The sequence below is a fragment of the Pseudanabaena mucicola FACHB-723 genome (assembly GCF_014696385.1).
GTDB lineage: Bacteria > Cyanobacteriota > Cyanobacteriia > Pseudanabaenales > Pseudanabaenaceae > Pseudanabaena.
On record NZ_JACJQB010000020.1, the window covers coordinates 1 to 25,579 of the forward strand.

Annotated in this window: 21 protein-coding genes; 4 read left to right on the forward strand and 17 right to left on the reverse strand. The window is 44.6% G+C overall.

The window, feature by feature from the left end; genetic code table 11:
• Nucleotides 1–155: 155 nt before the first annotated feature.
• Nucleotides 156–710: a sterol desaturase gene (locus tag H6F41_RS10915; RefSeq protein ID WP_190403511.1), complete on the forward strand. Its 555-nt coding sequence runs from the start codon at nucleotides 156–158 to the stop codon at nucleotides 708–710.
• A 69-nt stretch (nucleotides 711–779) separates the two neighbouring features.
• On the opposite strand, the gene H6F41_RS10920 is transcribed toward H6F41_RS10915, so the two are convergent.
• The 6 genes from H6F41_RS10920 to thrB form a co-directional block, all read right to left on the reverse strand.
• Nucleotides 780–1,274, reverse strand: coding sequence for a hypothetical protein (locus H6F41_RS10920; protein ID WP_190403512.1), 495 nt, complete (start codon nucleotides 1,272–1,274; stop codon nucleotides 780–782).
• Nucleotides 1,275–1,395: 121 nt separating this feature from the next.
• The gene (locus H6F41_RS10925; RefSeq protein ID WP_190403513.1) at nucleotides 1,396–2,157 is read right to left on the reverse strand and encodes an SIMPL domain-containing protein; all 762 of its coding nucleotides are present in this window, start codon (nucleotides 2,155–2,157) and stop codon (nucleotides 1,396–1,398) included.
• A 118-nt stretch (nucleotides 2,158–2,275) separates the two neighbouring features.
• The gene (locus tag H6F41_RS10930; RefSeq protein ID WP_190403514.1) at nucleotides 2,276–3,310 is read right to left on the reverse strand and encodes a DUF928 domain-containing protein; all 1,035 of its coding nucleotides are present in this window, start codon (nucleotides 3,308–3,310) and stop codon (nucleotides 2,276–2,278) included.
• 81 nt (nucleotides 3,311–3,391) lie between these two features.
• Entirely contained in the window at nucleotides 3,392–4,390 is a 999-nt protein-coding gene (locus tag H6F41_RS10935) for a Gfo/Idh/MocA family protein (protein WP_190403515.1), read from the reverse strand.
• Between the two features lie 68 nt (nucleotides 4,391–4,458).
• Nucleotides 4,459–4,746, reverse strand: coding sequence for a hypothetical protein (locus H6F41_RS10940; RefSeq protein WP_190403516.1), 288 nt, complete (start codon nucleotides 4,744–4,746; stop codon nucleotides 4,459–4,461).
• A gap of 68 nt (nucleotides 4,747–4,814) precedes the next feature.
• On the reverse strand, nucleotides 4,815–5,723 hold the full coding sequence (thrB, locus tag H6F41_RS10945) for a homoserine kinase (RefSeq protein WP_190403517.1): 909 nt from the start codon (nucleotides 5,721–5,723) through the stop codon (nucleotides 4,815–4,817).
• 138 nt (nucleotides 5,724–5,861) lie between these two features.
• Here thrB and H6F41_RS10950 point away from each other — a divergent pair, with 138 nt between their 5' ends.
• A complete protein-coding gene (locus H6F41_RS10950) occupies nucleotides 5,862–8,522 on the forward strand; it encodes an ATP-binding protein (protein ID WP_190403518.1) in 2,661 nt (886 codons plus the stop codon).
• 14 nt (nucleotides 8,523–8,536) lie between these two features.
• On the opposite strand, the gene H6F41_RS10955 is transcribed toward H6F41_RS10950, so the two are convergent.
• The 9 genes from H6F41_RS10955 to H6F41_RS10995 form a co-directional block, all read right to left on the reverse strand.
• Nucleotides 8,537–11,368, reverse strand: coding sequence for a hybrid sensor histidine kinase/response regulator (locus H6F41_RS10955; protein WP_190403519.1), 2,832 nt, complete (start codon nucleotides 11,366–11,368; stop codon nucleotides 8,537–8,539).
• Between the two features lie 15 nt (nucleotides 11,369–11,383).
• A complete protein-coding gene (locus H6F41_RS10960; RefSeq protein WP_190403520.1) occupies nucleotides 11,384–14,125 on the reverse strand; it encodes a methyl-accepting chemotaxis protein in 2,742 nt (913 codons plus the stop codon).
• Nucleotides 14,126–14,198: 73 nt separating this feature from the next.
• A complete protein-coding gene (locus tag H6F41_RS10965; RefSeq protein WP_190403521.1) occupies nucleotides 14,199–14,720 on the reverse strand; it encodes a chemotaxis protein CheW in 522 nt (173 codons plus the stop codon).
• 113 nt (nucleotides 14,721–14,833) lie between these two features.
• Nucleotides 14,834–15,199 (reverse strand): response regulator transcription factor, encoded by a 366-nt coding sequence (locus H6F41_RS10970; RefSeq protein ID WP_190403522.1) that lies wholly within the window; start codon nucleotides 15,197–15,199, stop codon nucleotides 14,834–14,836.
• The gene (locus H6F41_RS10975) at nucleotides 15,196–16,380 is read right to left on the reverse strand and encodes a response regulator (protein WP_190403523.1); all 1,185 of its coding nucleotides are present in this window, start codon (nucleotides 16,378–16,380) and stop codon (nucleotides 15,196–15,198) included. Before H6F41_RS10975 ends, H6F41_RS10970 begins: the two co-directional genes overlap by 4 nt.
• 432 nt (nucleotides 16,381–16,812) lie before the next feature.
• The gene (locus H6F41_RS10980; protein ID WP_190403524.1) at nucleotides 16,813–18,084 is read right to left on the reverse strand and encodes a hybrid sensor histidine kinase/response regulator; all 1,272 of its coding nucleotides are present in this window, start codon (nucleotides 18,082–18,084) and stop codon (nucleotides 16,813–16,815) included.
• A 37-nt stretch (nucleotides 18,085–18,121) separates the two neighbouring features.
• Nucleotides 18,122–18,595, reverse strand: coding sequence for a nitrate reductase associated protein (locus H6F41_RS10985; RefSeq protein WP_190403525.1), 474 nt, complete (start codon nucleotides 18,593–18,595; stop codon nucleotides 18,122–18,124).
• A 205-nt stretch (nucleotides 18,596–18,800) separates the two neighbouring features.
• Nucleotides 18,801–20,849 (reverse strand): endonuclease MutS2, encoded by a 2,049-nt coding sequence (locus H6F41_RS10990; RefSeq protein WP_190403526.1) that lies wholly within the window; start codon nucleotides 20,847–20,849, stop codon nucleotides 18,801–18,803.
• A 115-nt stretch (nucleotides 20,850–20,964) separates the two neighbouring features.
• Entirely contained in the window at nucleotides 20,965–21,183 is a 219-nt protein-coding gene (locus H6F41_RS10995) for a hypothetical protein (protein WP_190403527.1), read from the reverse strand.
• 184 nt (nucleotides 21,184–21,367) lie between these two features.
• On the opposite strand from H6F41_RS10995, the gene H6F41_RS11000 reads away from it, so the two are divergent.
• Nucleotides 21,368–22,528, forward strand: a complete 1,161-nt coding sequence (locus H6F41_RS11000; protein ID WP_190403528.1) for an NAD(P)/FAD-dependent oxidoreductase — start codon at nucleotides 21,368–21,370, stop codon at nucleotides 22,526–22,528.
• Here the strand turns inward: H6F41_RS11000 and H6F41_RS11005 are convergent.
• Nucleotides 22,490–23,740 carry an MFS transporter gene (locus tag H6F41_RS11005; protein WP_190403529.1) on the reverse strand — a complete coding sequence of 417 codons (1,251 nt, stop codon included), beginning with the start codon at nucleotides 23,738–23,740 and terminating at the stop codon, nucleotides 22,490–22,492. The genes H6F41_RS11000 and H6F41_RS11005 overlap by 39 nt on opposite strands.
• An 86-nt stretch (nucleotides 23,741–23,826) precedes the next feature.
• The gene (locus H6F41_RS11010; RefSeq protein ID WP_190403530.1) at nucleotides 23,827–24,483 is read right to left on the reverse strand and encodes a pentapeptide repeat-containing protein; all 657 of its coding nucleotides are present in this window, start codon (nucleotides 24,481–24,483) and stop codon (nucleotides 23,827–23,829) included.
• 306 nt (nucleotides 24,484–24,789) lie between these two features.
• Between H6F41_RS11010 and H6F41_RS11015 the strand changes: the two genes are divergently transcribed.
• Nucleotides 24,790–25,518 carry a TerC family protein gene (locus tag H6F41_RS11015; RefSeq protein ID WP_190403531.1) on the forward strand — a complete coding sequence of 243 codons (729 nt, stop codon included), beginning with the start codon at nucleotides 24,790–24,792 and terminating at the stop codon, nucleotides 25,516–25,518.
• Nucleotides 25,519–25,579: the final 61 nt, after the last annotated feature.

Sequence of the window (25,579 nt, forward strand, 5' to 3'; positions counted from 1 at the left end):
GAACTTTAGACAACGCTAATGCGAGAATTCATCTTTGCTTTATTAGGCTTATGCTTAAGCGCCTTGCCAAAGCTTCCTAAGATACCAAATGGGTTCTATATAAACCTAACTTTAACTTCATCTCTTAGGCTTAAACCAAGTTATGAGGATTTACTTTGGAAGTTACTTTAGAGTTTCTTAAAGCGATCGCAGCAACAACGCTACTACTTCTGCTAGGCGACTTCTTTTCCACATTTCTGTATCATGTTCCTGAGCATGTATTTGGTAAGTTCCATTGCCTCGTGCATCATGGTAAAAATCGCAGCTTTCTCCATTATGCAGTTTTAACCAAAAATCCTTTAGTCTTGCTAGACGGTATTCTAGGCGCAGTTCCCTATTTCATATTTATTCCATGGCTATGGCAATTATCGGCAGTGGGAACAGTAATTGGGCTTTTGTTGGGTGAATTTCATGTTGTGTGGCGGCATGTCTCAATCCTTGAATGGAAAACACCAGAACCTTACAAATCTTGGTGCGATCTATTATTTATAACCACTCCCGAAAGACATTGGCTACATCATCAAAATGCCTTTGCCGCCTATGGTGATATTTTTTCTTTTTACGACTATCCAGCACAAAAATGGCTATCTTTCTTGCGTCTAGTGCGTCGCAAGTTCAAAAATAAACATCAAACTAGTGCCACCCATGTTGTGGGCAGCACTAGTTTCTAGAGTCTATATCTATGGAAAGGCGAGGCGGCGCGATGCGCCGCCTTTCTATTCTTAGGTTAGCGACGGTAGCTATAACTTTGACTTGAGATTGGATAAAAACGATCGCCAATATGCACCAATCGGAAACTGGGTGTAGTCTTGCATAATCGATAACAACACCGACAAATGTCCGACAAATGTGGCGACTGCCCAAAATTTGGGAAACCAAGCTAAGGGAACATCAGGCTCAGTCGGGAAAAGATATACGGCTGTAGTAATGATCGCAGTTGGCAAAATGACTAGCAAAATCCCCAAAATGCTGAGCCAACGACTGTTATAAACCTGAACTGCATTAGCGTTTTCCCAGCGCTTGCCAGTCCACAGCCACCGCAATGTCGAGATTGTATCCGCCATTCGCAAAACCTGCTGCCTTGGATCAGGACTTTGGTCAAGCACAAAAATATGACTACAAAAGTTACAACCCAAAGAGTCCATCATCGGCATCTCGGCGATCGTGCCACGCATACAGACGGGACAAGGTGCAGATCTAAAGGAAAATTGCGATCGCGAACTAGCGTAAGTCATGGCTGAATCCAAAAGATTAAGTAGTGGCAATTATTAAATTGTCACTACTTGAATGATTATAGCGATAGAGAAGAACCCACAACAAAGCCCAAAATGGCGTTGCCATTTTGGGCTTGAGGACTTATTCCACAGCAAAGGTAATGGCAACCACTGCGCGAATGTCTTTATCAATGGAAGTGGTGTTATAGGAACCACTGTTGCTTACTTCGGTGGAGTACCTTGCCGTAATTTGGAAGACATCGGTTTCGGCTTTACGAATTGTGCCAAGACGACTACCTGAAACATTGACAATTGCCTCACCTCTAGCTTTGGCATCCTTAGTCGCTTCCGAAATCATTTCCACGCGCAACTGACTAAGCTGCGTATAGAGATATTCAGGAGGTTCGGAGGTAAAAGGAATTCCTTCATTAATCAAATCGGTACTCGACTGAGCGATCGCACTGATGCCATCAACATCCTTAGAGCGAACCTCAAAACGTTGAGTCAATCGATAGGCTAAATTGCGACCTGTTTGATAGCCATTAGCATTCGTTTCAGGAATCGGTTGGGTATCAATGGCACTGAGGGCAATCGCATCGGCGGGAATATTTTTGCTTTGCAGATAAGCACTTACCCGCTCATTGTGGCGTTTGAGTTCTTGATAAGCCTGCGGCAAGGTCGGCTGCTGACTCGCCACAGAGCTACGCCAAATCACATAATCTGCACGGATGGGGCGGGTTGAGGAACCAATGACCGTTAAGACATCATTGGAGCGCAATGCTTTGAGGGCATTACCCGCAATATAAGCACTACCAACGAGGGCGATCGACAATGCCAACATTCCGCTAAAGAGTTGGGGGAATTGTGGCACTTTGGGAGGTGAAGCATTATGTTCAGGCAACATGGCTTTGAGGGGAATGAAGGCTATGGAGATCGACGAAACCTCGGATTATCTAGTTACGGGCTGCAATAAAACTCAATGTAGATAAGTTTTCATTTTGCCTACGGCAAAATGAAAATCGCTATAGTTGCTCAGCAGGAACATTTTGGGGATCAATTTCTTTCTCGTTAGTATCTAAATCAGCACCAAAATCAATATTGAGATTTGTGAGCAGACTATCCACATCTAAGTTGTCATGGTTGGCAAAACCTGCCTTCAGAATTTCATTTCTTGCAGTCCTCGCACCACTGTCACTAGGTTTGAAATTCAACCATTTTGTATAACCATCGATCGCTTCAAACCAATAGCCCGCTTGGGCGTAAATTTTGGCGCGATCGCGAGAGGTCAAAGCCCTTGTTAAGGCAATTTGCAGACTTTGCTGAGGCGGTGTATAAACAACCCATCCACTGACATTAACTTGTTCTCCCTTCGCAGAGGGAAAACTGATCTGCCAGCGATAGTTTTTATTAGGTTGTAAGGAAGCTGCGATCGGTAATTTAAAACTAGACAAACCGCTAACTAGGTTTAATTCAGTTTCAAAGATTGTTACCACTCCTTTGTCAACCTTGGTGAGGCTAAACTGACCAACCAACTTGCTATGGCAATCGCTTGCCGCAGGATTATCATTAGCAAGAGCAGTCAAGGCTTGAGGCGATAGATACCAATATAGTGTTGGTTGTGGGCTAGCAGTCCTTGCGCCGTCCTCAGGTGTGAGCAAGGTGATGAGCGGCAAGTTCGGAACGATTTTGCGGTATAGCAAGGGTGGTCTCGAGCGTGGCGCAGTGCGAGATCTAGGTATACTCGGGACAACCTTAGGAATAACTGGGGCTGTAGGTTGTCTTTCCCAATTTTGTTCAGGTGGCTCGATTAGCCTTGTGCCGCCGCCTGTGCTAGCGGTTTTGGGCAAGCCTAAACCGTAACTATTGCCACTCGCCTGTGCGATGATCCAAGTCTCTGCGATCGCAATTGAAGGCATCAGGAAACTAAACATTTCGAGGCTCAAAAAAGAGCAGGAAAAAACCACAAATAAGCCACCTAGATAGGCCCGTGTTTGCTGTCTATTATTGGTCGGGCAGATGGAACTAGTTGAGCGAATTTGTATCTTAGAGCTAGACATGGTTTTAAGCCCTAGAAATGTTATTCCTACTAAAGATCATAGCCCTATATTTGGAGGCTTGGAGCGCAAAGTATACAATGCTTAAAGTATGACGGTTTGATTAGTGGCGGCAGATTTTTCGGCGGCATTGGCAACGGCTAGGGAATGCAATACACTGTCATGATCGTTATACAGAGGTGTGCCTGTAAATAAATGGGAAAGCACATTTTCAGTATCTTTCTTAAAGAGTCCTCTGGTTGTACCTGCATCAAGTTCCATTTCACCATCGGCAGAAATTAGCTTGCCCTTATCTCCTGAAAAGATGATTGCGCCATGACTGCCCTGCAATTCCATAACTCGCTCTGGCTGCCAAAAGTTTTCACCTTTGCTATAGCTAATGTCGGCAATTACTCCATTCTCAAACTGAAGTTGAGCATTGCAAACACAGGAAGTAAAATGATGCGGTAAATTGTCGCCACTATAGCGCAACTGGCAGGAAACTGCCTTCACCTTGCCAAATAGAACGATGATGCGATTGAGGCGCGAAACGGCGGCAGTGAGAGGAAATCCAAATAAGTCAGGGCGATATGTCCATTTGTCGGGAACGGGACGTTGAGGGCTTTTGGTGGAATATCGCGCATAAAATGGATTGCCCACTTGATCTAGATGTTGCAGCACCAATTGATGCACGCCGCCCAATAGCTCAATATGTTCGACATGGAGCATTAAATTCTTCTGCTTTGCGATCGCAATTAGTTCTTCTGCTTCCGCAACAGTAAAGGCAAGGGGATATTCGACAATGACATGTTTTCCCGATCGCAGTGCTTGTCCAACCACGGCGGCATGATCACGATTGACATTGCAAACCACCACCAAGTCAACATCATTCCGCATCACTAGTTCTGACCAATATTGATGCACATGGGGAATGGCAAACTCTTGGGCAATTGCCTCAGCCTTGGTGATTGTGCCTGCAATGGCTTGTACCTTTAGCCGCAGATCTTGACTAAAAATTTCGGTGCGTAACTTTGCCACAAAGCCAGTGCCAACAATGCCAACTCGTAAAGGTTGCTGAAATGTCGCGTAGCTATTGCTGGTCATAATTTGTGGGTTATTTTGATGTTGTTTAAAAGAAGTCTCTCCTATAGGAGAGGATTAAGATCTAACTATTATTTGAGGCGATGGAGTTTGGAGGGTGGGAGGAGTTTGCGCTCGGGGACAACTTTTTGGCGAGGGGCGCGCACATAAAAGATCTTACGTCCTGTCACTTGATTGATCCAACGGGCAAAGCGACTCCAGACTTTTTCGGATAGATAGCGCTGAGCCACGATCGCTAGACCGATGACTACTGCGATCGGGAATACAGAGTCAAAGGGATTGCCATCGCGGCTACCGACAAATAACAGTACCACTGAGGAAATCAGCGCCGAGATTAGTAAAAATTGAAATTTAGACATATCTTTCCTACAGTAAAGGCTTTTTAAGCGATTGTTTCCCCGCCTTCGGCGGGGAAACAATCCTCTAATTAACGAGTTGTGAAGGTTGTACCATCTTTTGCGATCGCAAGACATTTGGTAATTGCCGTCACCCCAAGCGCTGACCATGCCTGTTGCATAGCGCTTGCGACTACTTCTATTGTACCCACGGGCGCTAAAGACAGTAAGGTTGGACCAGCACCACTAATGACCATGCCATAGGCTCCCGATGCCAGCGCCGCCGCCTGTACCTCTGCCATCCCTTTAATTAAGCTCTGGCGATAGGGTTGATGCAGCCGATCTTGCAGTCCCGCCCTGAGCCAACTCGCATTGCCCGACTGAATGCCATGACTCAATAGTGCTAAGTGAGAAGCATTAAAAATAGCATCTGCCATCGAGACTTGCTTGGGCAAAACCTTACGCGCCTCAGCAGTCGATAGCTCAAAATCGGGAATTGCTACTGCGATCGCAATTTCGGCTGACCAACCTAAATCACAAAATTCCCATCCCTCCGCTTGATTGGAAGCCATCAGTTGACAACCGCCCAACATCGCAGGGGCAACATTATCAGGATGTCCTTCCATGGCGATTGCAAGGTCTAATAATTCGTGACGCTCAAGGGGTGCACCCGCCAACAAATTTGCGCCGACGATGCCCCCGACAATTGCCGTTGCCGAGCTACCCAAACCACGGGAGAGGGGAATTGCCGTATCGGTGTGAAATGCGATCGCAGGAATCGGGCGATCAATATGTTGGTAAACCTTAGCAATTGCCTGATATACAAGGTTTGTTTCGTCCCGTTCCACCTTGTCTGCGCCTTCACCCGATGCCGTAATCGTCAAGCGATCGGCGAGGGAAAACTCAAAGCGGTTATATAGCGATAGGGCAGCCCCAAGGCAATCAAACCCAGGGCCAAGATTGCCAGTAGTCGCAGGAACGGAAACTTCAAAAATGGTCATGTTGAATTTTTTTATTTTTTAATGCAGGTGCTAGGAGTTACCAGCTAACCTCTGTCAACGTAGGACATTATATCGCCTCATAAAAACAATAAAAAAGTAATAGAATCAGACTTGAGCGCCAAACTAAACTAAATTCCCATGACCAACGCCAACATGCCCCGCCGCGAAAGTTTAGTTAACCGTTTGATCTTTGGTCTAACTACGAGTACATCATTGCTAGCCACGGCGACCTTGATCCTGTTGCTCCATATTCAACAAGGTACGCCTGAACTAGAAGCTTTTACGACATGGCTAGCGATCATTATTTTTTCAGTGGGATTAGGTTCAAGTTTATTTGTTGCGATCGCAATTGTGCGGAGCATCCAACCGCCACTGATGGAATTAGCAGAAACGGCGGAAGAACTATCGGCGGGCAATTTGTCGGCGCGATCGCAACTGAATCGGGCGGATGAAATTGGTGAATTTGCCAGAGTCTTTAATCGCATGGCAGCCCAGTTCCAGACCAAAACTGCCACCCTCGAAGCGCGAGATATTCAATTTGCTTTACAAGCCCTCGATCGCGTCTTGGTGAACACCACCGATCAGTACAAATTAATTAAGGCAAGTCTCGAAGAAATTTGTAAACTCACAGGCGCTCAGCTCGGTAGTATTTATCTCTGGGAAACCTCAACGGCTAGACCCGATGGACAGCTAGTGCTGGCGGCGGAATGGGGCTATAAAACCAGTCAAGCCCTCACGGAAATCACATTGGGGGAAGGCATTATTGGTCAAGCGGGACAATTGGAAGAGCCGATTATTTGGGAAGGCGATCGCCTCAAAGGTCAGACTTTGGTCTATCGCACTCCCGTTGGCGATCTCTTACCCCAAAGTCTTTCAGCATACCCTCTGATGTTGCGGCGTAGCTTGGTGGGGGTTTTGTTCTTAGGCAGCCTGACCCCACTGTCAGAAAGGGGTCAGAATATTTTGCAGTCCATTGGTCGTCGTCTTGCCACGGCAATTAGCAATGCCCAGAGCATTGAAACCATTGCCCGTCAACGTGAAGAATTAACAACCGTATTTGAACAGCTTGCCGATGGCGTGCTGCTCAGTGATCCCGCAGGACGCATTCTCAAAATCAATTCCGCAGGACGCAAAATTCTTAGTTTCAATGCGATGACCGCTGTTAATGGCGTGCCTGTGTCGCCTGTCATTGCCAAATCCATGGAAGAGATTGTCAAACAATTTGACATCAGACACCAAGATGGCGAACCCGTTGATTTAGCTAATTTGGTCGTATTTCGGGCGATGTCCACAGGGGAAGTTGTCGAAGATCAAGTCGTGTTGCGTCAACCTGAAGGCAATGAAATCATTCTCAGCACCAAGGCTGCACCGCTAGTTGGCACGGAATCAGAACTGATTGGGAGTGTAATGATTTTGCGTGATGTCACGGAGCAACGTTATCGCGACAAGGTGATGCAAGAGACCAACAAAATCATGATTGAGCAGCAAAAGCAAATGAGCATTTTGCAACGCCTCACCAACTTGATCAACCAGCAATTACAGGATCTTGATGTTCTCTTGGAGTCAGTAGTAGAGGCAACCTGTGATGCGATTATGTGGGCGCAGATTTGCGTAATTGCGCTCTATGACCCTAAGGAAAATCGCTTAATTCTATCGGCGGCTAAGGGTTTACCCGAAGATTTTCCTTTGCAAGAGTCATCCGAGCTAGGTGCGCCTAATTTGATTGCACAGGTTTTTAAAGAGGGTATTCCCATTGAAATTAAGGCAGGGGAATCGCAACTGGTGGATTCGCTACCTGTAAAAAGTGCTTTATGTGTGCCCATTGAATCCAATCGTTCGGGGCGTTTGGGCGTGTTGGCAATTGGGCACTTTGAGATTGAGCGGGCGAGTTCTCGTGAGGATTTGAACCTGTTGGCATCCTTTGGCATTCAAGCTGCGATCGCAATTGGCAATGCCCAGTTAATCAATCAGATTGAAGCCCAAAATGCCCAGTTATTAGAGGCAACGCAACTAAAGAGCCAATTTTTAGCCAATATGAGCCATGAGTTGCGGACACCGATGAATGCAATTATTGGCTTCTCACAGGTGCTATTACGTCAGCGTCGCGAAGCTCTGTCTGCGAGTCAGATGGATATGGTCGAACGTATTCTCCGTAATGGTAAGAATTTACTAGATTTAATTAATGACATTCTTGACCTGTCAAAGATTGAAGCAGGGAAAATGGAATCCCATCCTGAATTTTTCAACCTCGATGAATTGATTCACCATACCTGTGAGAGTCTCCAGCCCTTAGCTAATATCAAGTCCCTCAATTTTGTGTTTGAGAATCGCATTGGCACTTGCGCGATTTACCATGACTCGATTCGGATTAAACAGGTGATTACTAATCTCGTGTCCAATGCGATTAAATTTACGGATCATGGCGAAGTCTGTGTCGAGTTGAAATACGCCTCAGATAGTGCTAATGGCTCAAATGTAAAGCTAGCCAATCCAGAAACCAATGATGATTCTCGTAATCTCGCTAATGAAACTGTGCCAGCTTCTCCCTTTGCGACCTCAAATATTCTCATCTCGGTACGTGATACAGGTATTGGCATTGAGCCTGAGTTTCAGCGTACAATTTTTGAGCAGTTTCGACAGGTTGATCAATCTTCTACTCGCAAGCATGGTGGCACAGGCTTAGGATTAGCGATTACGGAGCAGCTGGTGTTGCTGATGGGTGGCACAATTTATGTGGAAAGTGCCGTTAATCAAGGTTCGACTTTCACGATTGAGTTGCCCCCAAGATTAAGAGATTAGCTATCTCTGAGAAGTTATTTAACGAACTCTGATAAACAATCAATCAATTCGCTAACTACAACTGGCTTGCTGAGATATTTATTTGCCCCAAGACTGATTGCCTTTTGGCGATGACGATCGCCTGTGCGTGAAGTCAGCATCACCACGGGCAGCGCATACCAATGCTCGTGGGTGCGGATATTTTGCAACAGATTAAAGCCATTAACTCGCGGCATCTCGATGTCAGAAATGACCATACTGACCTTACCTTGTGAACGAGTGAGCATATCAATTGCTTCTTGTCCATCACGACAAGCAATGACCTCAAAATCTAACTGTTTCAATAATCTTTCTAAAAGGTTACGAGTGGCGATGGAATCCTCGGCAACCAACACTGTTTTAATTGTCGGAGATGTATTGCTGCTTTTAACAATTCTACGACGAGATTTCTTGACCTTTTTCTCAATGCTTTCTTGCAGCAAAATATGTAAGTTCTCAGCGCTCAACACTGGCACAACCTGACCAGTACCAAGGACAGTACAGCCCATTAAATAGCTAGGCACAGCCACACTATTATCAAAGGGTTTAAGAATTAATTGTCGCTCTTCTTGAATGGAATCAATAACTACCGCGATTGCTTGATCATTACGATTTAAAATCAAACAGATTTTACCCTGATCTCCATCGTAATGCTGTTGGCTATAGGTCAAGGATTGCTTGAGATGGAGTAAAGGAATAAATTGCTTGCGCCAAGTAATACCTAATCCATTGTGTTTATGATGGGAATCATCTTCATCATAAGCAAAGATATCGAGAATATCACTGGCAGGAATTGCAAGAAGATTGTCATTGATAGCACAGATTAGTAAAGCGACTAAGCTCAAACCAATGGGCAGACGGATTGTAAAAGTTGTACCTTGCCCCGGTAGGGTTTCGACTTGAATTGTGCCGCGCAAACGGTTAATTTGAGATCGCACAATATCTAAACCCATGCCGCGCCCAGAAATATCCGTAACCACATTGCGTGTTGAGAAATGGGGTTGAAAAATAAAGTTGAGAATTTCTTGACGAGGAATTTTGCCAATGGGAATATCCGCAGGGAATACCTTATTGGCAACCGCTTTTTCATAGACACGATTGAGATTAATGCCATCACCATCATCCTTGAGACAAATGATGACCTGATTGCTAGCAATCATCGCACTCAATACAATTGTGGCTGTCTCTGGCTTACCACGCTCTACACGCATTTCAGGAGATTCTACCCCATGGTCAAAGGCATTAATGATTAAATGATTGAGTGGTGTTTGTAGTTGTTCTAAGACCACTTGGTCAATCAGAACATCTTCACCTTCAATGATCAAATCTACCTGTTTGTGATAGCGTTGGCAGAGTCGCTTGAGCTGCGGTAAAAAACGATTGGCAACGGTTTTAAAGGGAACCAGCCGAGACTGGGTAAGTTCTGCATAGAGATTGTCTAGATCTTGACGGAGATATTGAATTTCTTCACTAAATTCGCGATAGCTTAGATCAATGTCAGAACGGCTTTCGCGGACTCTGAGCAAAACTTCTTGAAGATTTTGGAGGGTGGTATGGGAAGAAGAATATTGATCGAGTTCCAATTGATCAAAATCATCGCTAACATCATCAGTTTGGTTTTCTAAGCTTGATTCAGGATGCTCATCATCTGAATCAGAATTGTCATTGTTGGTATTTGCGATCGCAAGTCCATCATAGAGCTTCTGCACTTGATCCTGAAGGGGAATGATTTGCAATGCTAGCGCTTGGAGGTTCTTATTTGCTTGACCTAGCTGCTGCTGTTGCCTGAGCAAGCGCTCATGGCGCAAAATCATCTCTGCAACTGTATTGGTCATGTTCTCAATTTGTGAAGAGGGAATCCGCAGATAGGAGATGGTCGCTCTAGGCGTAGCAATTGCTTGGTTGGTAACCGTTGTCGGTGTGGTAGATGTCTCGACTACTGCCAGTGCCTGCTCAGGAATTGGATTGGGGACAGGGACAGATGTGACTATTTCTTCTATAACTTCTATTTCGTTAGAAGCTTGTTTACTCTGCGGATGGAGATATTGATGACGCTGCGATCGCAAACTGACGATAATCGCTTTTGCCTCTGCAAATAAACTGTTTATTTCTATATTCTGTTGAAGATTTACCTCTAAAGGTTCGACGGTCTTAGAAATCCATTGGATGCCAAAGGCATCACCAAGCAGAAAACATTCTTCGCAAAAAAACTGCAATTCTTCCTTGATCTTGCTGGCAGATAGCTCTCCCGACTTGGCTAATACCTGATTTTCTAATTGTTGAATACAGGCTTCGAGATCCTTTTCCAGTGCTGCTAATACAATCGCACTAACGGTTGATGGCGGTGCTGGAATTTCATTGTCACTATTCTCCTCCGCCCGTGCTTGCTTTTGTCCATCCTCCTCTTGCTTGACAATGGCTAGTAATGTATCTAATCGTTGCAACAGGGCTTGATCGACCTCGATATCTCCTAATGTATGCGTGGGCAGACTGACGGCTTGGGCAATCACCGAGGCGACTTCGTCGATGCCATCACTTAACACTTCCGCAATTGTTTTGCGATCGCAAAATTCGTTATGCTGCAAAATCTCCAGCAGATCCTCAAGTTTATGGGCAATCTGACTAAGGCTCGTTAGTTCAGCAATACCCGATCCGCCCTTGAGCGAGTGGGCAGCATGCATTAAAAACACATAGTCAGGTTGCCCCGCTTGCAGTTGCAACAGTCCCTTTTGAAGATTAGCGATATAGGTAGGCGCATCCTCATGCAGAAAGCATTGACGGGTTTCTACCGCGATGTCCTTCAGAACTTCTAAATTTAGAGATTTCATGGATATTATTTAGGACTATTCAGACTTTTCTAGACGGAACTGACGTACAGAGTCTTGTAAATCGTCAACAACACCCACCAGAACTTGCAGCGAAGATACAACACCTTGAGTATCAGTTGCCGTAGTTTGGGCGATCATGTTAGCGTTTTCCATAATCTCATTCACCTTTTGGGAAGCCTGTGTTTGCGAAATCGTACTCATCGAAATAGTCTGTAAGTACCTATCAATAGTCTGGCTTAGCTCAGCGAGGTCTTTGAGCGTATCCCTAGTTTCCTCCACCGATTGAGTTCCTGCCACAACTTCCGAAGTACCGACTTCCATCGCTTTCAATACTTCCGTGGTTTCATTCTGGATGTTATTAACCAGCAGTTGAATCTCTCTAGTCGCATCGGTAACACGGTCAGCCAAACGCCGCACCTCATCCGCAACTACGCGGAATCCCTGACCATTTTCACCAGCTCTTGCTGCTTCAATAGAGGCATTAAATGCGAGTAAGTTGGTTTTTTCCGAAATCCCAGAAATAATTGCCACAATCTGTGAAACCTCCTGTGATGATTCTGCTAGTTGCTTCATCTTCTTGGATGTTGCCGCCACCGTAGACCGAATCGCCTTAATGCTATTAACAGTACGATCCATCTTTAGATCCCCTTCACGAGCAGCAATTGCCGCTTGCCTTGCCACATCCGCAGCATCCTGTGCAGACTTGGCAACTTGGACAATCGATTGTGTATTCTCTTCGACTGCTTCCAGTGCTTGGGCAATGCCATCGGACTGTGCTAGGGCAGCAGTCGAGAATTTCTCTACAGACTGCTCACTTGCCTTCGCTAAAGATTCCGCCTGAAAAGCCGTCTCTTTAACCTCTTGCACCAGATTTCTGAGTTTGCGTAGGGTGGCATTGAACGCATCAGCGATCGAGCCGACTACACCATCTGTTACTTTTGCCTCAATGGTCAAATCTCCCTTCTGCGTACCTTCAATTTCCAAGAGTAACTTCATAACTTCCTGTTGAAGAATCTCTGTCTCTCTCCTCTGTTTATGCATTTCCTCCCCTTTAGTAATTGCTAGCTGTGCTAGTTCCTGTTCAGAGGCGGCAATACTATCTGCCATGGTATTAAACGAGCGTGTCAATTCGCCAATTTCATCCTCAGAAAAAATCTCCGCCCGCACCTTCCGATCCCCAGATGTAAATCGTTTGGCAATGGGAATTAGTGAGGTCACTGGTTTGACGATGGCTCTATCTAACAAACGTGCTAAGAGCATATCCAGCAAAATGACGATAATCGAAGAGATTCCCAAGGCGATCCATGTGCTTTTCAGCAAGTCGTTCATTTCGGTCTCAGGCGTGCCACGCACCAAGATCCCCGTTGCGACTTCACCATACTGAGGTACAGCACCCTTCTCAGTCTCAATAATCCGACTAGGAACGGCTCTCGCTGACATGGTGTAGTAGGTCTCACCCACCAAAACTCGACCTGTGACTGGTTGCCCATTGGGAGCAGTTGCCGCACGCTTGAGCAAGTCCTCAGCCGCCGCGCCAGAAATAGGCAAGTTGGGTTTTCCCAATCCAAAATCTGCCTGTTCCACGGCTGTTGCCATCATAAATTCACCCGAAGGCTTGCGATAGTAAACCGCACCATAGCCACCTAGCCCTTTTTTATCGGCATCCTGTTTGGCAAGAGCTTTGATCGTGTTATCAACAATAGGTGTTTTCTGATTGACGATATCGCCTGAGATTAATATCCCAATTACTTTCTGGCTAGCGGGATCTTTGACCGCAGTTGCCGTGTAGCGAATTAAGGAGTCAGTAGGTGTAAATCCTTCAGGTAATGGTGGGGCTTCTTTTTTGAGATCATCGGCACTGACAATCGCTGTAGCCTTAATCTGACTTGGATCTTTGAGAATGTCGTTGACCAAGTTGTTAGGGTTAAATTCCTGCCCACTGCGATCGCTATTGGCATTGACAATAACCTTGGCATCAGTACCAACTAAGGTTGCGTATTCAATCTTACGCGCCTTAATTTCATTCTCTAGAATTTTTTTGACTTGATCCTTGAGTGGGGCAGGCATTGCTTCCTTGTTGTTATAGAGGGTTGCCGCACTGATTACGGCCGCATTGTCAGACTGTCCTCGAAAACCAAAGCCCATTTGGTTGATTTTAATATTGTAGTTAATGTCCATAACCGACACTTCTGATTGGGCTTGCTTGAAGAGTTGATTTTGTAATGACTGTCCGACCAATAGCGCCCCAAAACCCACCAATGAAAGTGATAGAAATTCCGAAGCAATTAATGTTGCCAGTTGCTTGCGACCAACTGGCAAATCGTAAAACCAAACTAGAGAAGAATGTCTTTTTGAGCGTGTTTTTTTAATTCCTGAGACTGCTTTTGTTGATGCCGACTCTTGAGATTTCTTGGCGGGTTTTTTGTTGATTACATTCCCCCGATATCTCAGCACAAATTGATCGTCATCATCGGCTTCTACAGTTTCTTCGACTTTGGGCATGGCGGCGATCGCCTTGGAAGCAATTGCACCGTAAGTTCCGTCTGCATCGTCATCAACAATTCTCTGGTAAATTGTTCGCGCCGCATCGATATTACCTTGACTTTCTAAGTCATAGGCGCGGAGAATTTCTGACATCGGATCACTAGCTGCTCCATAGGCTCCGTTATCTCCGTTATCAATGCCAATAATTTGATCACTTAAGACATATTCAGGAGAGAGAGTTGCCGAACCAAGCGTACTATTGTTGTCAGTCATGGGATTCACCTAATTTGTTTGGGATTGTATAGAAGTTATCAAGCCGATGTGTATGACGTAAAAAATCAGCCCCCTAGGCTGTGGAAATACCTGCTAGTTCACCAATGACTTGATTAATACTTGATTGCTCATCATCTCCAGATGGATTGAGAATTCGGAACATTTCCTCAACATTCAAAATTCCATAGGTCTTCTTATCTAAATTTACTAATCCTGACAATAATTCCCGCGCTCGCTGGGGTAACTTATCGGGTACAGGCACAAATTTTTGAGAATCAAGGGTAACGATTTCCTCCAAGGAAACGACAACACAGGCAACGCGACTAATTCCCGCCGCATCTTGCTTGGGTAAACGAATAGTAATCGTCAATAATTGTTTTGGTAAAGGATTTGCCTTAATTCCTAAGAACTTCTCTAAATGTAGAATCCACAGCAATCTCCCCCGTTTGTTGGTGATTCCCAAAAGGCAAGGGTTGACCGCAGGAATGAGACTAATATCTTGAGGCTGTAACTGAATGACTTCTTCGACGCAACTAACTGGTACAGCAATCCATAGCAATTGCGAAACCCTAATCCTGCAATATTCTTCAATCATAAGTCAATTAATTGATAGTAATAAAGGTTTATCCAGTTATGGAGAACATCACCTTGCTATGTGATGCCCTCCTTTCCATCAGTTTGTTGCCTTGATACTGGCGATGATTGCGTTTAGCTAACGTACTGATAGACAGTATCTAACAATTGCTTAGGTGCAAAAGGCTTGGTCAGATAGGCATTTCCCCCTTGCCGTAATGCCCAAAACTTATCAAAATCTTGATCCTTAGAAGAGCAGAATACAATCGGAATTTGTTTTAATGCCTCTTGATCGCGGATTGTCCGACAGAGATCTAATCCATTTTGTCCAGGCATAATTACATCAAGAACAATTAAGTTGGGGGGAGTATGGCTAGAGAGCCATTGCCAAGCATCTTCAGCATTGGACTGTAAAACTACAGAAAATCCTGAACGAGACAACAAACTAGAAATAAGTTGTTGTTCTGCATGTCCATCTTCGACAACGAGTACGGTTTTCATAGCGCCTTAAGTGATTGTTGATTGATTTGATTAATGGTTTTAGAGTCATTCTGAATTAGTTTCTGAACCTTGGTGAGTAATGTATTGACATTAACAGGTTTAGTAATGTAGTCATTTGCTCCTACAAGTTGCGCTCTCATCCGATCGATGATGCCATCTCTCCCCGTGAACATGACAATAGGAACTGACTTCATTTGTCTTGATTGTCTTAACATATTGCAGAGTTCATACCCATCAATTTCTGGCATAGTAATATCCATTAAAATTAAGGCAGGCTTTTGTCTGATTAATGAAGTAAGACAACTAGTAGGATCAGTAATTCCCAGAACTCGAAATCCAGATGCTTCCAAAACCATCTTAACTTGTTTCTGGACGGTATTACTATCGTCGATACAAGCTATTAGTGGTTGTTGGGTTTCTTCAGAAATTATTTCATTATTCGCTTCTGTTTCAGAGTTTAATACTTCTAATACTCTTTTCTCAATTAATGAATATAGGAATAGTGATAATGCATGGGGTTCTGTACCTAAGCGATCGCAAATCTCATAGATATTAAGTTTCTGCTCTAATAATTCTACCCAAGTTGCCAAACTGAAGTCTCTAGCTGATCCTTCCCCTATTTGAGTGTTATTAGAACTATCCCAACAATTACTAAATTCATCGATTTTATTGGGAGCTAGATAAACCTTAGAAAAGGGTGATGGTATGTATGTATGCAATCTGCGCCAGAAGCTGATGTGGTCAGTAATTGGCGAAACGAGATCAGCAAGTGGTGCAGCAATTAGTACAGGTTTAATGCAGGCTCTAGGTTCAAACTTGACATAGGCTTTGGAATGAGAAATTGCCTGAATGATTGCTTCTCTGGAAAAATGCAGAAGTATTTGTCGAAACTCAGTTAATGAGAGATGGTTATCAACTTGCCATGTGTATAGATTTTCATATTCTGATTTATCAGGGTCAAAATTTGGTAATTCAGAGCTTTGGTTAATTTGCTTCCAAATAAAATTAAATCTTTCTGGGTGATAGCCATTTACAGTCGCAAAATATAGTCTTGCTCCCCCGACATATAGTTGCCAAACGGTTGAGCTATCTTCTGGGGTTGATATTGATACACAACCTGTCAGCTCCCTTTGGGCTATCAGTTGTAACAACTTGTATGGGTTATTCAGATTACCTTGCATGGAGTTGACTTGTTAAATTGTTGTAAAAGTTGCTCGTAAGTTTCAATTCCCTATGATAATTATGGAGCATCTACTAAGACAAAGGTAATTGCTTTAATCGTTATTAGTTGCAACTTGCTTTTATAAGTATAGTTAGTCGCGGCACTGTGTAAACATTTGCAAATCCCTAATTATTAACTGTCTCGTCTCGGGTTATTTAGAGCTATACAAGATTGCAAGCTCATTTGTACAAATCTTAATCACAGCAGTATAGGTAGGATGGGTGACAGGAAATTGTAGCCTTTAATACATGTATGTGAAGGTTTATGTTGAGCTACACTTGTTTGTCTAAAATTTCTGTCTCTGTACAGTTCATATTCCCTTCCCATTGAAAGATTATCGTTTTGGCGCGAAGCGCCGCAACGATAATTCTTGGTTGTTAAATATCTATTTTTAGACTGGGAAGGGAGTAGTTTCTAAATTGATGGGTAATGTAAACCAAAATGTAGAACCGACTTGCGATTCGGAGGTTACGGTAATTTGTCCGCCATGGGCTTGGACAATTTGCCGACAGATGTATAAACCTAAGCCAAGACTGAGCGAGCGCCTATTTAACTTATTATGGGACTTGCCGTGAGAATATAGTTCAAATAGATCTTCACTTTGTTCTTTGGTCATGCCGATGCCATCATCTGTCACCGCACAGAGCAGCATATTATCCTTGTTAAGTTGGGCGGAAATGGTGAGATTGAGTTGAGGAGGATTGTGTTTGATCGCATTGGCGATGAGGTTTTGAAAGACGCGGCAGACATGGGCAGAATCGACGAAAGCTAGAGGTAAGTCATCGGATATTTGCACATGGGTTGCTGTTTCTTCTTTATCCAATAAGGGTTGCATATCATCGATCGCAGATTGAATGATGTCTCTAATTGTGGTGGGTTGCTGGTGAATGACGATGCCATGCACATCATTGACATGGGACTCTAGCAATGAATTAATCAGGGTTAATTGCCTTTCTCCACTTTGGCGCATTCGCTCAAGGGTGTCTTTGGGTAAAACAATATTGCCTTCGTAGTTGGAGGTCTGAGTTAAGTTATTTAGCACCATCAAGAGACCTGTGACGGGGTTTCGCAAGTCATGGGAGACGGCATGGAGGAAAATAGTTAGGGCTTCTTCGGCACGTTTGCGATCGCAAATTTCTACTTGCAAATCCTGATTTTGCGATTCAATAGTTGCTCTTTGTTTGGCGAGGGTGAGATGGGTGCGAATTCTGACTAATACTTCTTCATGCTCAAAGGGCTTAGTTATATAGTCCACTGCGCCGATGGATAGTCCACGGACTTTATCGACGGTTTCAGAGAGAGCCGTCATAAAGATAATCGGAATCTTGGCGGTGTCAGGATCTTTTTTGAGCCGCAGACAAGTTTCAAAGCCATCAATTCCCGGCATCATGACATCTAATAAAATTAAATCGGGCTTAATGTAGCTAATCTGATCGATCGCGCTCTCGCCATCAGTTGCCACTAACACCCGCATTCCCACATCACGCAAGAGATTTACCAAGACACTCAAATTAGTGGGATTATCATCGACAACCAATACACAGCTATCGAGGTTTGGGCATAAATTAGAAATATCTAATTTTCTGTCTTTCTCTGATGTCGTAACTTTCGATAGGTTTCTATCATTATAATCATCGTTAAGGCTGTCTAGACGTTCGCTCATGTTTGTTGCTTTGCTAGTGAAGAACTCATCAGAATGACTATTGCGGTTGTGGGATGGAATGACTTAATCCAAATTCCTGTAAAGCGGGTAAGAAGTTATTATTTTCATGGTTGGATGTGCTGAGTTTAATCAGGGCAAAACGCTGTAATGGATTCAGAGCTTGCCACTGAGAAATGCTGATCTCAAGGGGGATATTCTTAGCGTGATTGATTACCGTGTTGGGAATTAAATCGAGCTGCATCCATTCAGGATTTACCGCAATTGGTAAATCGCTGGGATATTCCTTAAGGTTTTGAAAAACCTGCGATCGCAAATTCTCGCGATAATTGGCAATTTCAGCATCCGTATCGCAGGGCAAGTCAATTAGTCTCTGACGTTGAAGTGTAGAAAAGCTGTGCCAATGTTGCAGTTTGAGCTTGATGCCGCAGGTATCTAATTTGTAGCGTACTTGCATGGGAATGCAACGTAAGGAGGCAACAAAATCGGCTTCAAATTCAAAAAATTGCAACATAAAAAGTAGAAGTATGGGAGTTAGCAATTGCTGTGATATAGAGTGTCCCCACCCATGTGAAGCACGAGGTTGCTTCCCTTACTTAAACGCCGCTATATCAGAGCTTTGAAAATATTTTTTTGGGGTGTAATTGCATTTTATAGCGCTTCGCACGTCAGTAAATAATAAATAAATAAACGTAAAGATCATGGCTAGGGGTGAACTTCTAATTGATCATCTCAATATCCGTAAGATTAACAGTGAGCTTCATATGCCCCAACCTGACGGAAAATTCCCCAGAGCTATTCGGTGCAGTCAACACCTGTGCCACCTTGCCAAATTTAGGAATCCGCACCCGATCGCCAACCTTGACTTGCACCTCGATCTTTTCTTCAACAATCACAGGAACATGTCGCTTGGTGAGTTCCTCAATTCTCTGCTCTGTGCGCTGAAGTGCCGCCACCTGTTCGCCACTCTGTTCCCCCTTTTGCAATTTGCGAATGACGCGACCAACTTCCTTTTGAGCTTGAGCAATGGCAGCATTGACTTCTTTTTCTTGCCGTTCGCGCAATTCCTTCGCTTGCGATCGCATTAGTTCAGCACGATCCAAAATCTCCTTGTGCAAGCGTTCAGTTTCGGCGAGTAAATGGGCAGCCGCTTCAGTTTTTTGAGTTTGTTCACGGCGTTGCGCTTCTAACTCGGCAATTACCTCATTCATTTCCGCAGAGCCAAGCCCCACTCGCACTTGCGCTGCTTGAAGAATATCTTCTGGTAAGCCTAAGCGACCTGCGATCGCCAAAGCATTGGATCGTCCGGGAATACCCCATAGCAAACGGTAAGTGGGCGCAAGGGATGCATCGTCAAACTCCACCGAAGCATTTTCAAATTTAGGATTTTGATATTTGAGAGCTTTGAGTTCGCCAAAGTGGGTTGTGGCAATGGCGAGCCTTGTATGCTCACCCAAATATTCCAATAGTGCTGTGGCGATCGCACTGCCTTCAGATGGATCAGTACCAGCGCCAACCTCATCCAATAGCACTAGGGATTGAGGTGACATTGAGTCCAAAATGCGCCCAATGCGGCGAATATGTCCTGAAAATGTCGATAGATTTTGTTGTAAGGACTGCTCATCGCCAATATCTGCAAGTACCAAGTCAAACCAAGGTAATTCCACGGGTTCTTTAGCAGGAATAAACATGCCCGCTTTTGCCATTAAGGCTGCCAAACCAAAGGTTTTTAAGGTTGCAGTTTTTCCGCCTGTATTTGGTCCCGTAATCACAACCACCGAAATCTGCGGTGATACCAGCACATCCACAGGTACAACTTCGCGCCCCTCTTCGTTTTGCTGTTGCCATACCAGCAAAGGATGCCGCAATTGCCGCAATACAATCGATTCATCCTCGACAAAATGGGGCGGATTTGCCTTGAGCCAATAGCCATAACGCGCCCTTGCCACCGCTAAATCAATCTTGGTGACAATGATCAGCAGCTTTTGTAAATCCTCTGCGATTGCAGTTACTTTGGCACTGAGCATCTCCAAAATAATCTCAATTTGTGCTTGTTCCATTTTGAGGAGTTGCCGCAGCCGATTATTGGGCTGCACAATCGAGTTAGGCTCTACAAATAGGGTCATGCCTGTACTCGAAGTATCGTGAATCACCCCCGGAATGCGATCGCGTTGGGGAGACTTCACCGACAGCACATAGCGGTCGCTCCGTTGCGTAATAATCTGTTCCTGCAATGAGCTAGCATTGCGCTGCATGATATTTTGCAGCTTGGTAATAATTTGATCGCGCACGGAGGTTAGCTCATGGCGAATTTCCCCTAAACGTACTGAGGCACGGTCAAGCACATTGCCCCCCTCATCAATGCAGCGATAAATTTCCTGCTCTACGTCAGGATAAGTCCGCAACTCACTCGCTAGTATTTGCAAATTGGGGCAGTAATCAGCATTATCTAGCTGACGGCGCAAATTTCTGGCTCCTGCGAGGGTGGTGGCAATTGCCCATAGCTCCACTGCCGACAACATCCCCTGTTTCTCAGCACGTAATACTGCCTCGGTAATATTTTGAATCCCATCTAGAGATATCCCCGCATTACGTTCTTCTAGAGCATAGGCTTCTTTCGTCTGTGTTAATAGCTCTAAGGTTTGCCCATAGCTATCGACTATCGGCAAATGTACAGCGGCGATCGCCCCCAGCTTTGTCGTTGTAAATGTTGATAGATGCTGACATAAACGATTCCATTCCAACAGATCTAACGTCTCAGCTTGCATGACACCTCAAAAATAGCCCTTAGAAATAGACTTTAAAATCAACAACGGGATCAAGCAATGCCTAATCCCGTTGATCATACTTTTCTATTGTGCCAAAAATTTGTCAGGAGCGTATCTATAGACGAGAGGCTAATCTCTCAAAATCTGCTTGAGTGCTAGACAACATCATGCTACGGCTATCTTGGTTGCGGTTGCTACTCAAATTGGGGACGAGATTGCGGGCTTGCAATGCCATGTGTAACTGTAAATGTGCGACATATTCACTCAAATCGCCTTTTAACTCAGTTTGTTGGAGTTCGACAAATTTACTGTTAGTCACCGTGTTACCTCTCATCTATATGTGAATGTAAACTAAAATATAATTTTTTTAAGAATTATCTTGCGATTTATCGAGATTAGAGAAGTTTTTCTATAACTTTCGATATAGAACTTATCATACAGTCGTTATTGTCCGATCTGCCTAGATACGAACCGTAATCTTTTGATGTAATACTTAACAATCTATCGATGTAAAAAACATGAAGTACGATGCGATCGCAATTGGGGCAGGGCTATCGGGTTGTAGTGCCGCCATCCAGCTTGCTGAGAAAGGTTACACTGTCCTATTGCTAGAGCAAAGCCATTACCCGATGCACAAACTCTGTGGCGAGTTTTTATCGGTAGAGGTTACAGAAGCCTTTGCCAACCTTGGCATCTTGGAACAGGTTTATCAAATTGGCGCACACCCGATTCATCGGGCTTACTTAACCACGGCTAGCGGTGCATCCTTTCGTGGCAAACTCCCCAGCGCGGCATTGGGACTCAGCCGCTACCAATTGGACTTAATGCTATTTCAACGGGCGCAAGCGGTGAACGTAGCTTGTCTGGACAATACGAAAGTGACAGGGGTAACGGGCGATTTAGGCTCAGGATTTACGGTCAGCACTAATAAAGGCGAATTTTCGAGCAAGGTTGTTCTAGGGGCATTTGGCAAGCGTTCCTCCCTCGATCGCAATTTGAAGCGGGACTTTATTCAAAAGCGATCCCCATGGATTGCCTATAAAGGACATTTCACAGGTATAGACATTGCCGATGTGATCGAGTTGCATAGTTTCCCCAATGGCTATTGTGGACTCTCGCAAATTGAAACTGGTGAAGTAAATGTGTGCTGGATAGCCCATGAACGGGTGATGAAGGAAGCCACGCATCCAGATCTCGATATTCCTGAATCTCTAGCCCAAAACCCTGTCCTCGCCGACCGCTTTAGTCAGATGCGGCGAACATCAACATCTTTGCAAGGCTTAAGCCAAATTAGTTTTGCGCTCAAGGGCAATTTTTATAACGATATTTGCATGATTGGTGATACGGCGGGGATGATTACGCCGCTATGTGGAGATGGGATGGCGATGGCCTTGCGATCATCAGAAATTGCTGTCCCTTTTGTGAGTCAATTTCTCGAACATCAAATCACGGCAATTGAGTTTAAAAACCAATATGCGATCGCATGGCGCAAGGAATTTCAAACCCGTTTGCAGTTAGGGAGACTGATGCACAATTGCTTTATCCAGCCACCATTAGCGCATGTGGGGGTGAGTCTCTGTCAAACCCTACCTGCCCTTGGTAATTGGATCATCGGTGCAACTCGTGGTAAACCGCATTCCTCAATCAATCACGAGCTGGCGAGTAATTCTGTCTCCTAGGGCAATACCCAATCCTGCCGCAAGGAAGGCGATCGCAGTTAACAAAATTGCATTGGGTGTGGATAGCATTTCCGCAGATTTAGGAACTAGATATCCAAACATAGCGATTGCCCCTGAAAGTCCACCAAAGAACATGCCCACAGTCAGACCGCTAAGTTGTTTAGGAGCCATGGTGAGGGCAAAGGCAACCATGCCATTGTTGACGGCACTTAGGCAGGTGAGCATCAAGAGCAGAATGATCATTGCGGGAACTGCCCCATAACCTGCGGAGAGCAGACCTAGCCCTGCGGCAAGCCCCCCCAAACTGATGATCATCAAGTGTTTGTTATTAATTAGTTTAGAGATTGGGCCTGTGACTAGGGCAAGCAATGCTTGGCTGATCAAGGCAGCTCCCATTAATACTTCAAAGGGTAAGCCCGTAAATCCTGTAATGTCAGATCGGAGAGTACGGGGTACTACGTCGCCCATTAATAGGCGGATGCCCAAACCAATTGCCGCGCCCACAAACATGACAATGGCGAGATGGCTGACAAAATCTGAAATTGGTAATGGTTCATCCTGCTCTAAATCTGGATTTAACTTTTTGGGAATGTAGATCATCGCCGTTCGTAAACTTGCCACTGCGGCTAGCAAAGTAATTGATGCGATCGCAAAAGTGGCAGGTGCCCCCAAATCCAAAATAAATTTTGTGGCGAGCGGTCTGATCGACCCTACAAAACCACCAACGAGGGTTAACACACTACCCGCCATCGGTAATTGCGTAGCTCCTGCAAAGCTGCCAAGTAAACACATGACGGGACTGCGAAAGCTGGACATCACAATTGCCCATAAAATCGCAAGACTGAGCAAAAGTATTCTTGTTATTTCATTCGCGCCACCAAAAATGACCGCACAGGGTAAGCCAATAAACAGAGCCGTTGCGGCAATGGTTGCACCGACAATAAAGGGCATCCGCGAGCTATACCAACGTTGCCAACGGTCAGATAGTCCACCAAATAATGGCTCAACAATTACTGCGATCGCACTTTCAATCACCAAGATCAGCGCTGCAAACTGTTGGGCTTGACTAGCAGGATAGCCAAATACCTGTTCAATAAATTTGGGTAAATAGATCCCATAGGCAATCCAAGTCAGGGACATCGCTCCTTGTACTGATGCCAAGCTCCATACTTGCAGCCAACGCACTTGATTAGATGAATTTGCGATCGCCATACAGCTCTCCTAATTTATTCCAATCATCATAAAAGAGAGTCGCATTGCGACTCTCTTTTTATGAAACTTTTTACAAAAACTTTTGCCTAAAAATCGGTACAGCCTTGCATCGAAATTTTGCCATCGGGCATGGTCGCACGGCAAAGGTTTGCTTGGCTCAAGTCCACATTCGTCACAATCGCATTGGTGAGATCGGCACGATACAAATCCGCACCCTTGAGATTAGCGCCTGTGAGGTCTGCACCATACAGACTGGCATTACGCAAAGAAGCATTGGCAAGATTGGCTCCATTGAGCTTGGCATAGACTAGCTCAATATCAATTAAATTGGCATCTTCGAGCTTGGCACCAGTCAGGTCTGCATATTTCCATCGGCTATTGCGTGCATTTGCCCCAGACAAATCTGCTTCGATCAAATCACCATTAATCAAGAAAGTGTTTCGCAGATCAGCGTTGGTGAGGTCAGCACCTCGAAAATCGGCATAATACATGGTGCTAAAAGCCAAAATTGCACCAGAAAAAGAACTATTTCGCAGATCGGCAACATCTAAAAATGATTCGCGTAAGTCCGATCCATCGGCTTCAACACCACTGAGTTCGCAGCGCTGACAGGTGCGGTGATCTATCAAAGACTGGAGATGTTCTTCATTTTGCGCTTGCACGTTGGTTATACCCATGGCAATGCTAGCAACGAGGGCGCTTGCGATCGCAATCACCGAGTGAGTAGAGGCTGTTGACTTCATAAAAAAGCACCTAAATTTAGCAATCCCTGTCTAATTGTTATCACATCACCGAGTATCTATGACACCGCAAAATGCAGTAAAAACAACCGATGTCTGGGGCTATGATGACCTTGTTAAGCCATAAATCACCACAAATCATCATAAAATGCCATAAGAAATTAATACGCCCATCGTCGTTGGTTGTAATTAATTCGTAATAGTTAAACCTAAAGCCAGAATTTGGTTCGGTTTTAATTACTACGCGGACAGTCTAAGGATTTTGTATACTTAAAGTATTTGTTAATGTTTTGTTATGGATCGTACTGAATGTTCGAGCAGTTTCTAGATACGAGTGCCTTATCATTTCGCCCCGAAATTATTCCAATTTTAGGCGTATTGATCTTGCTAGAGGCGATTCTATCTGCGGATAATGCGATCGCATTAGCGGCGATCGTGCGGAGCTTGCCCGATCCGAAGCAAGAAGAATGGGCGCTACGTTATGGCTTAATCGGTGCATTTGTCCTGCGTGTGGTGTTGATTTTTACCGCCACATGGGTAATTAAATATTGGCAATTTGAATTAGCAGGTGCAGTATATCTGCTCTGGCTGTCGGGCAAATTCTTCTTGGAGAAATCTCAAGAGGGGCATGACACTAAGCATCCTGTGAGAATGGCAGATAAGTTATGGCAAGTTGTGGCACTTGTGTCTCTGACAGACTTAGCTTTTTCGTTAGATAGTGTTACCGCGGCCGTGGCAGTAGCTCAAGAAACTTGGCTAGTGCTGATTGGGGGTGTAGCAGGAATTATCACCCTACGTTTTTTGGCAGAACTGTTTATCAAATGGTTGTCCGAGTTTACTCACCTTGAGTCGGCGGGTTATCTAATTGTTTTATTGGTGGGCTTACGTCTATTTATCAAAGTATTTTCCGATAGCCTCGTTCCCCCTGAATGGCTAATGTTGAGCTGTATTGGACTAGTCTTTATTTGGGGATTTTCTAAGCGGGAACCCGTTGACGAAGTTAGCCCGATCGAAGCACTTTCAGATATCAATAAGTAAAACCTGACTATTTTTATAGACTCACCCAAAGATGCCACTTAGCGGCATCTTTCTTTTTAAG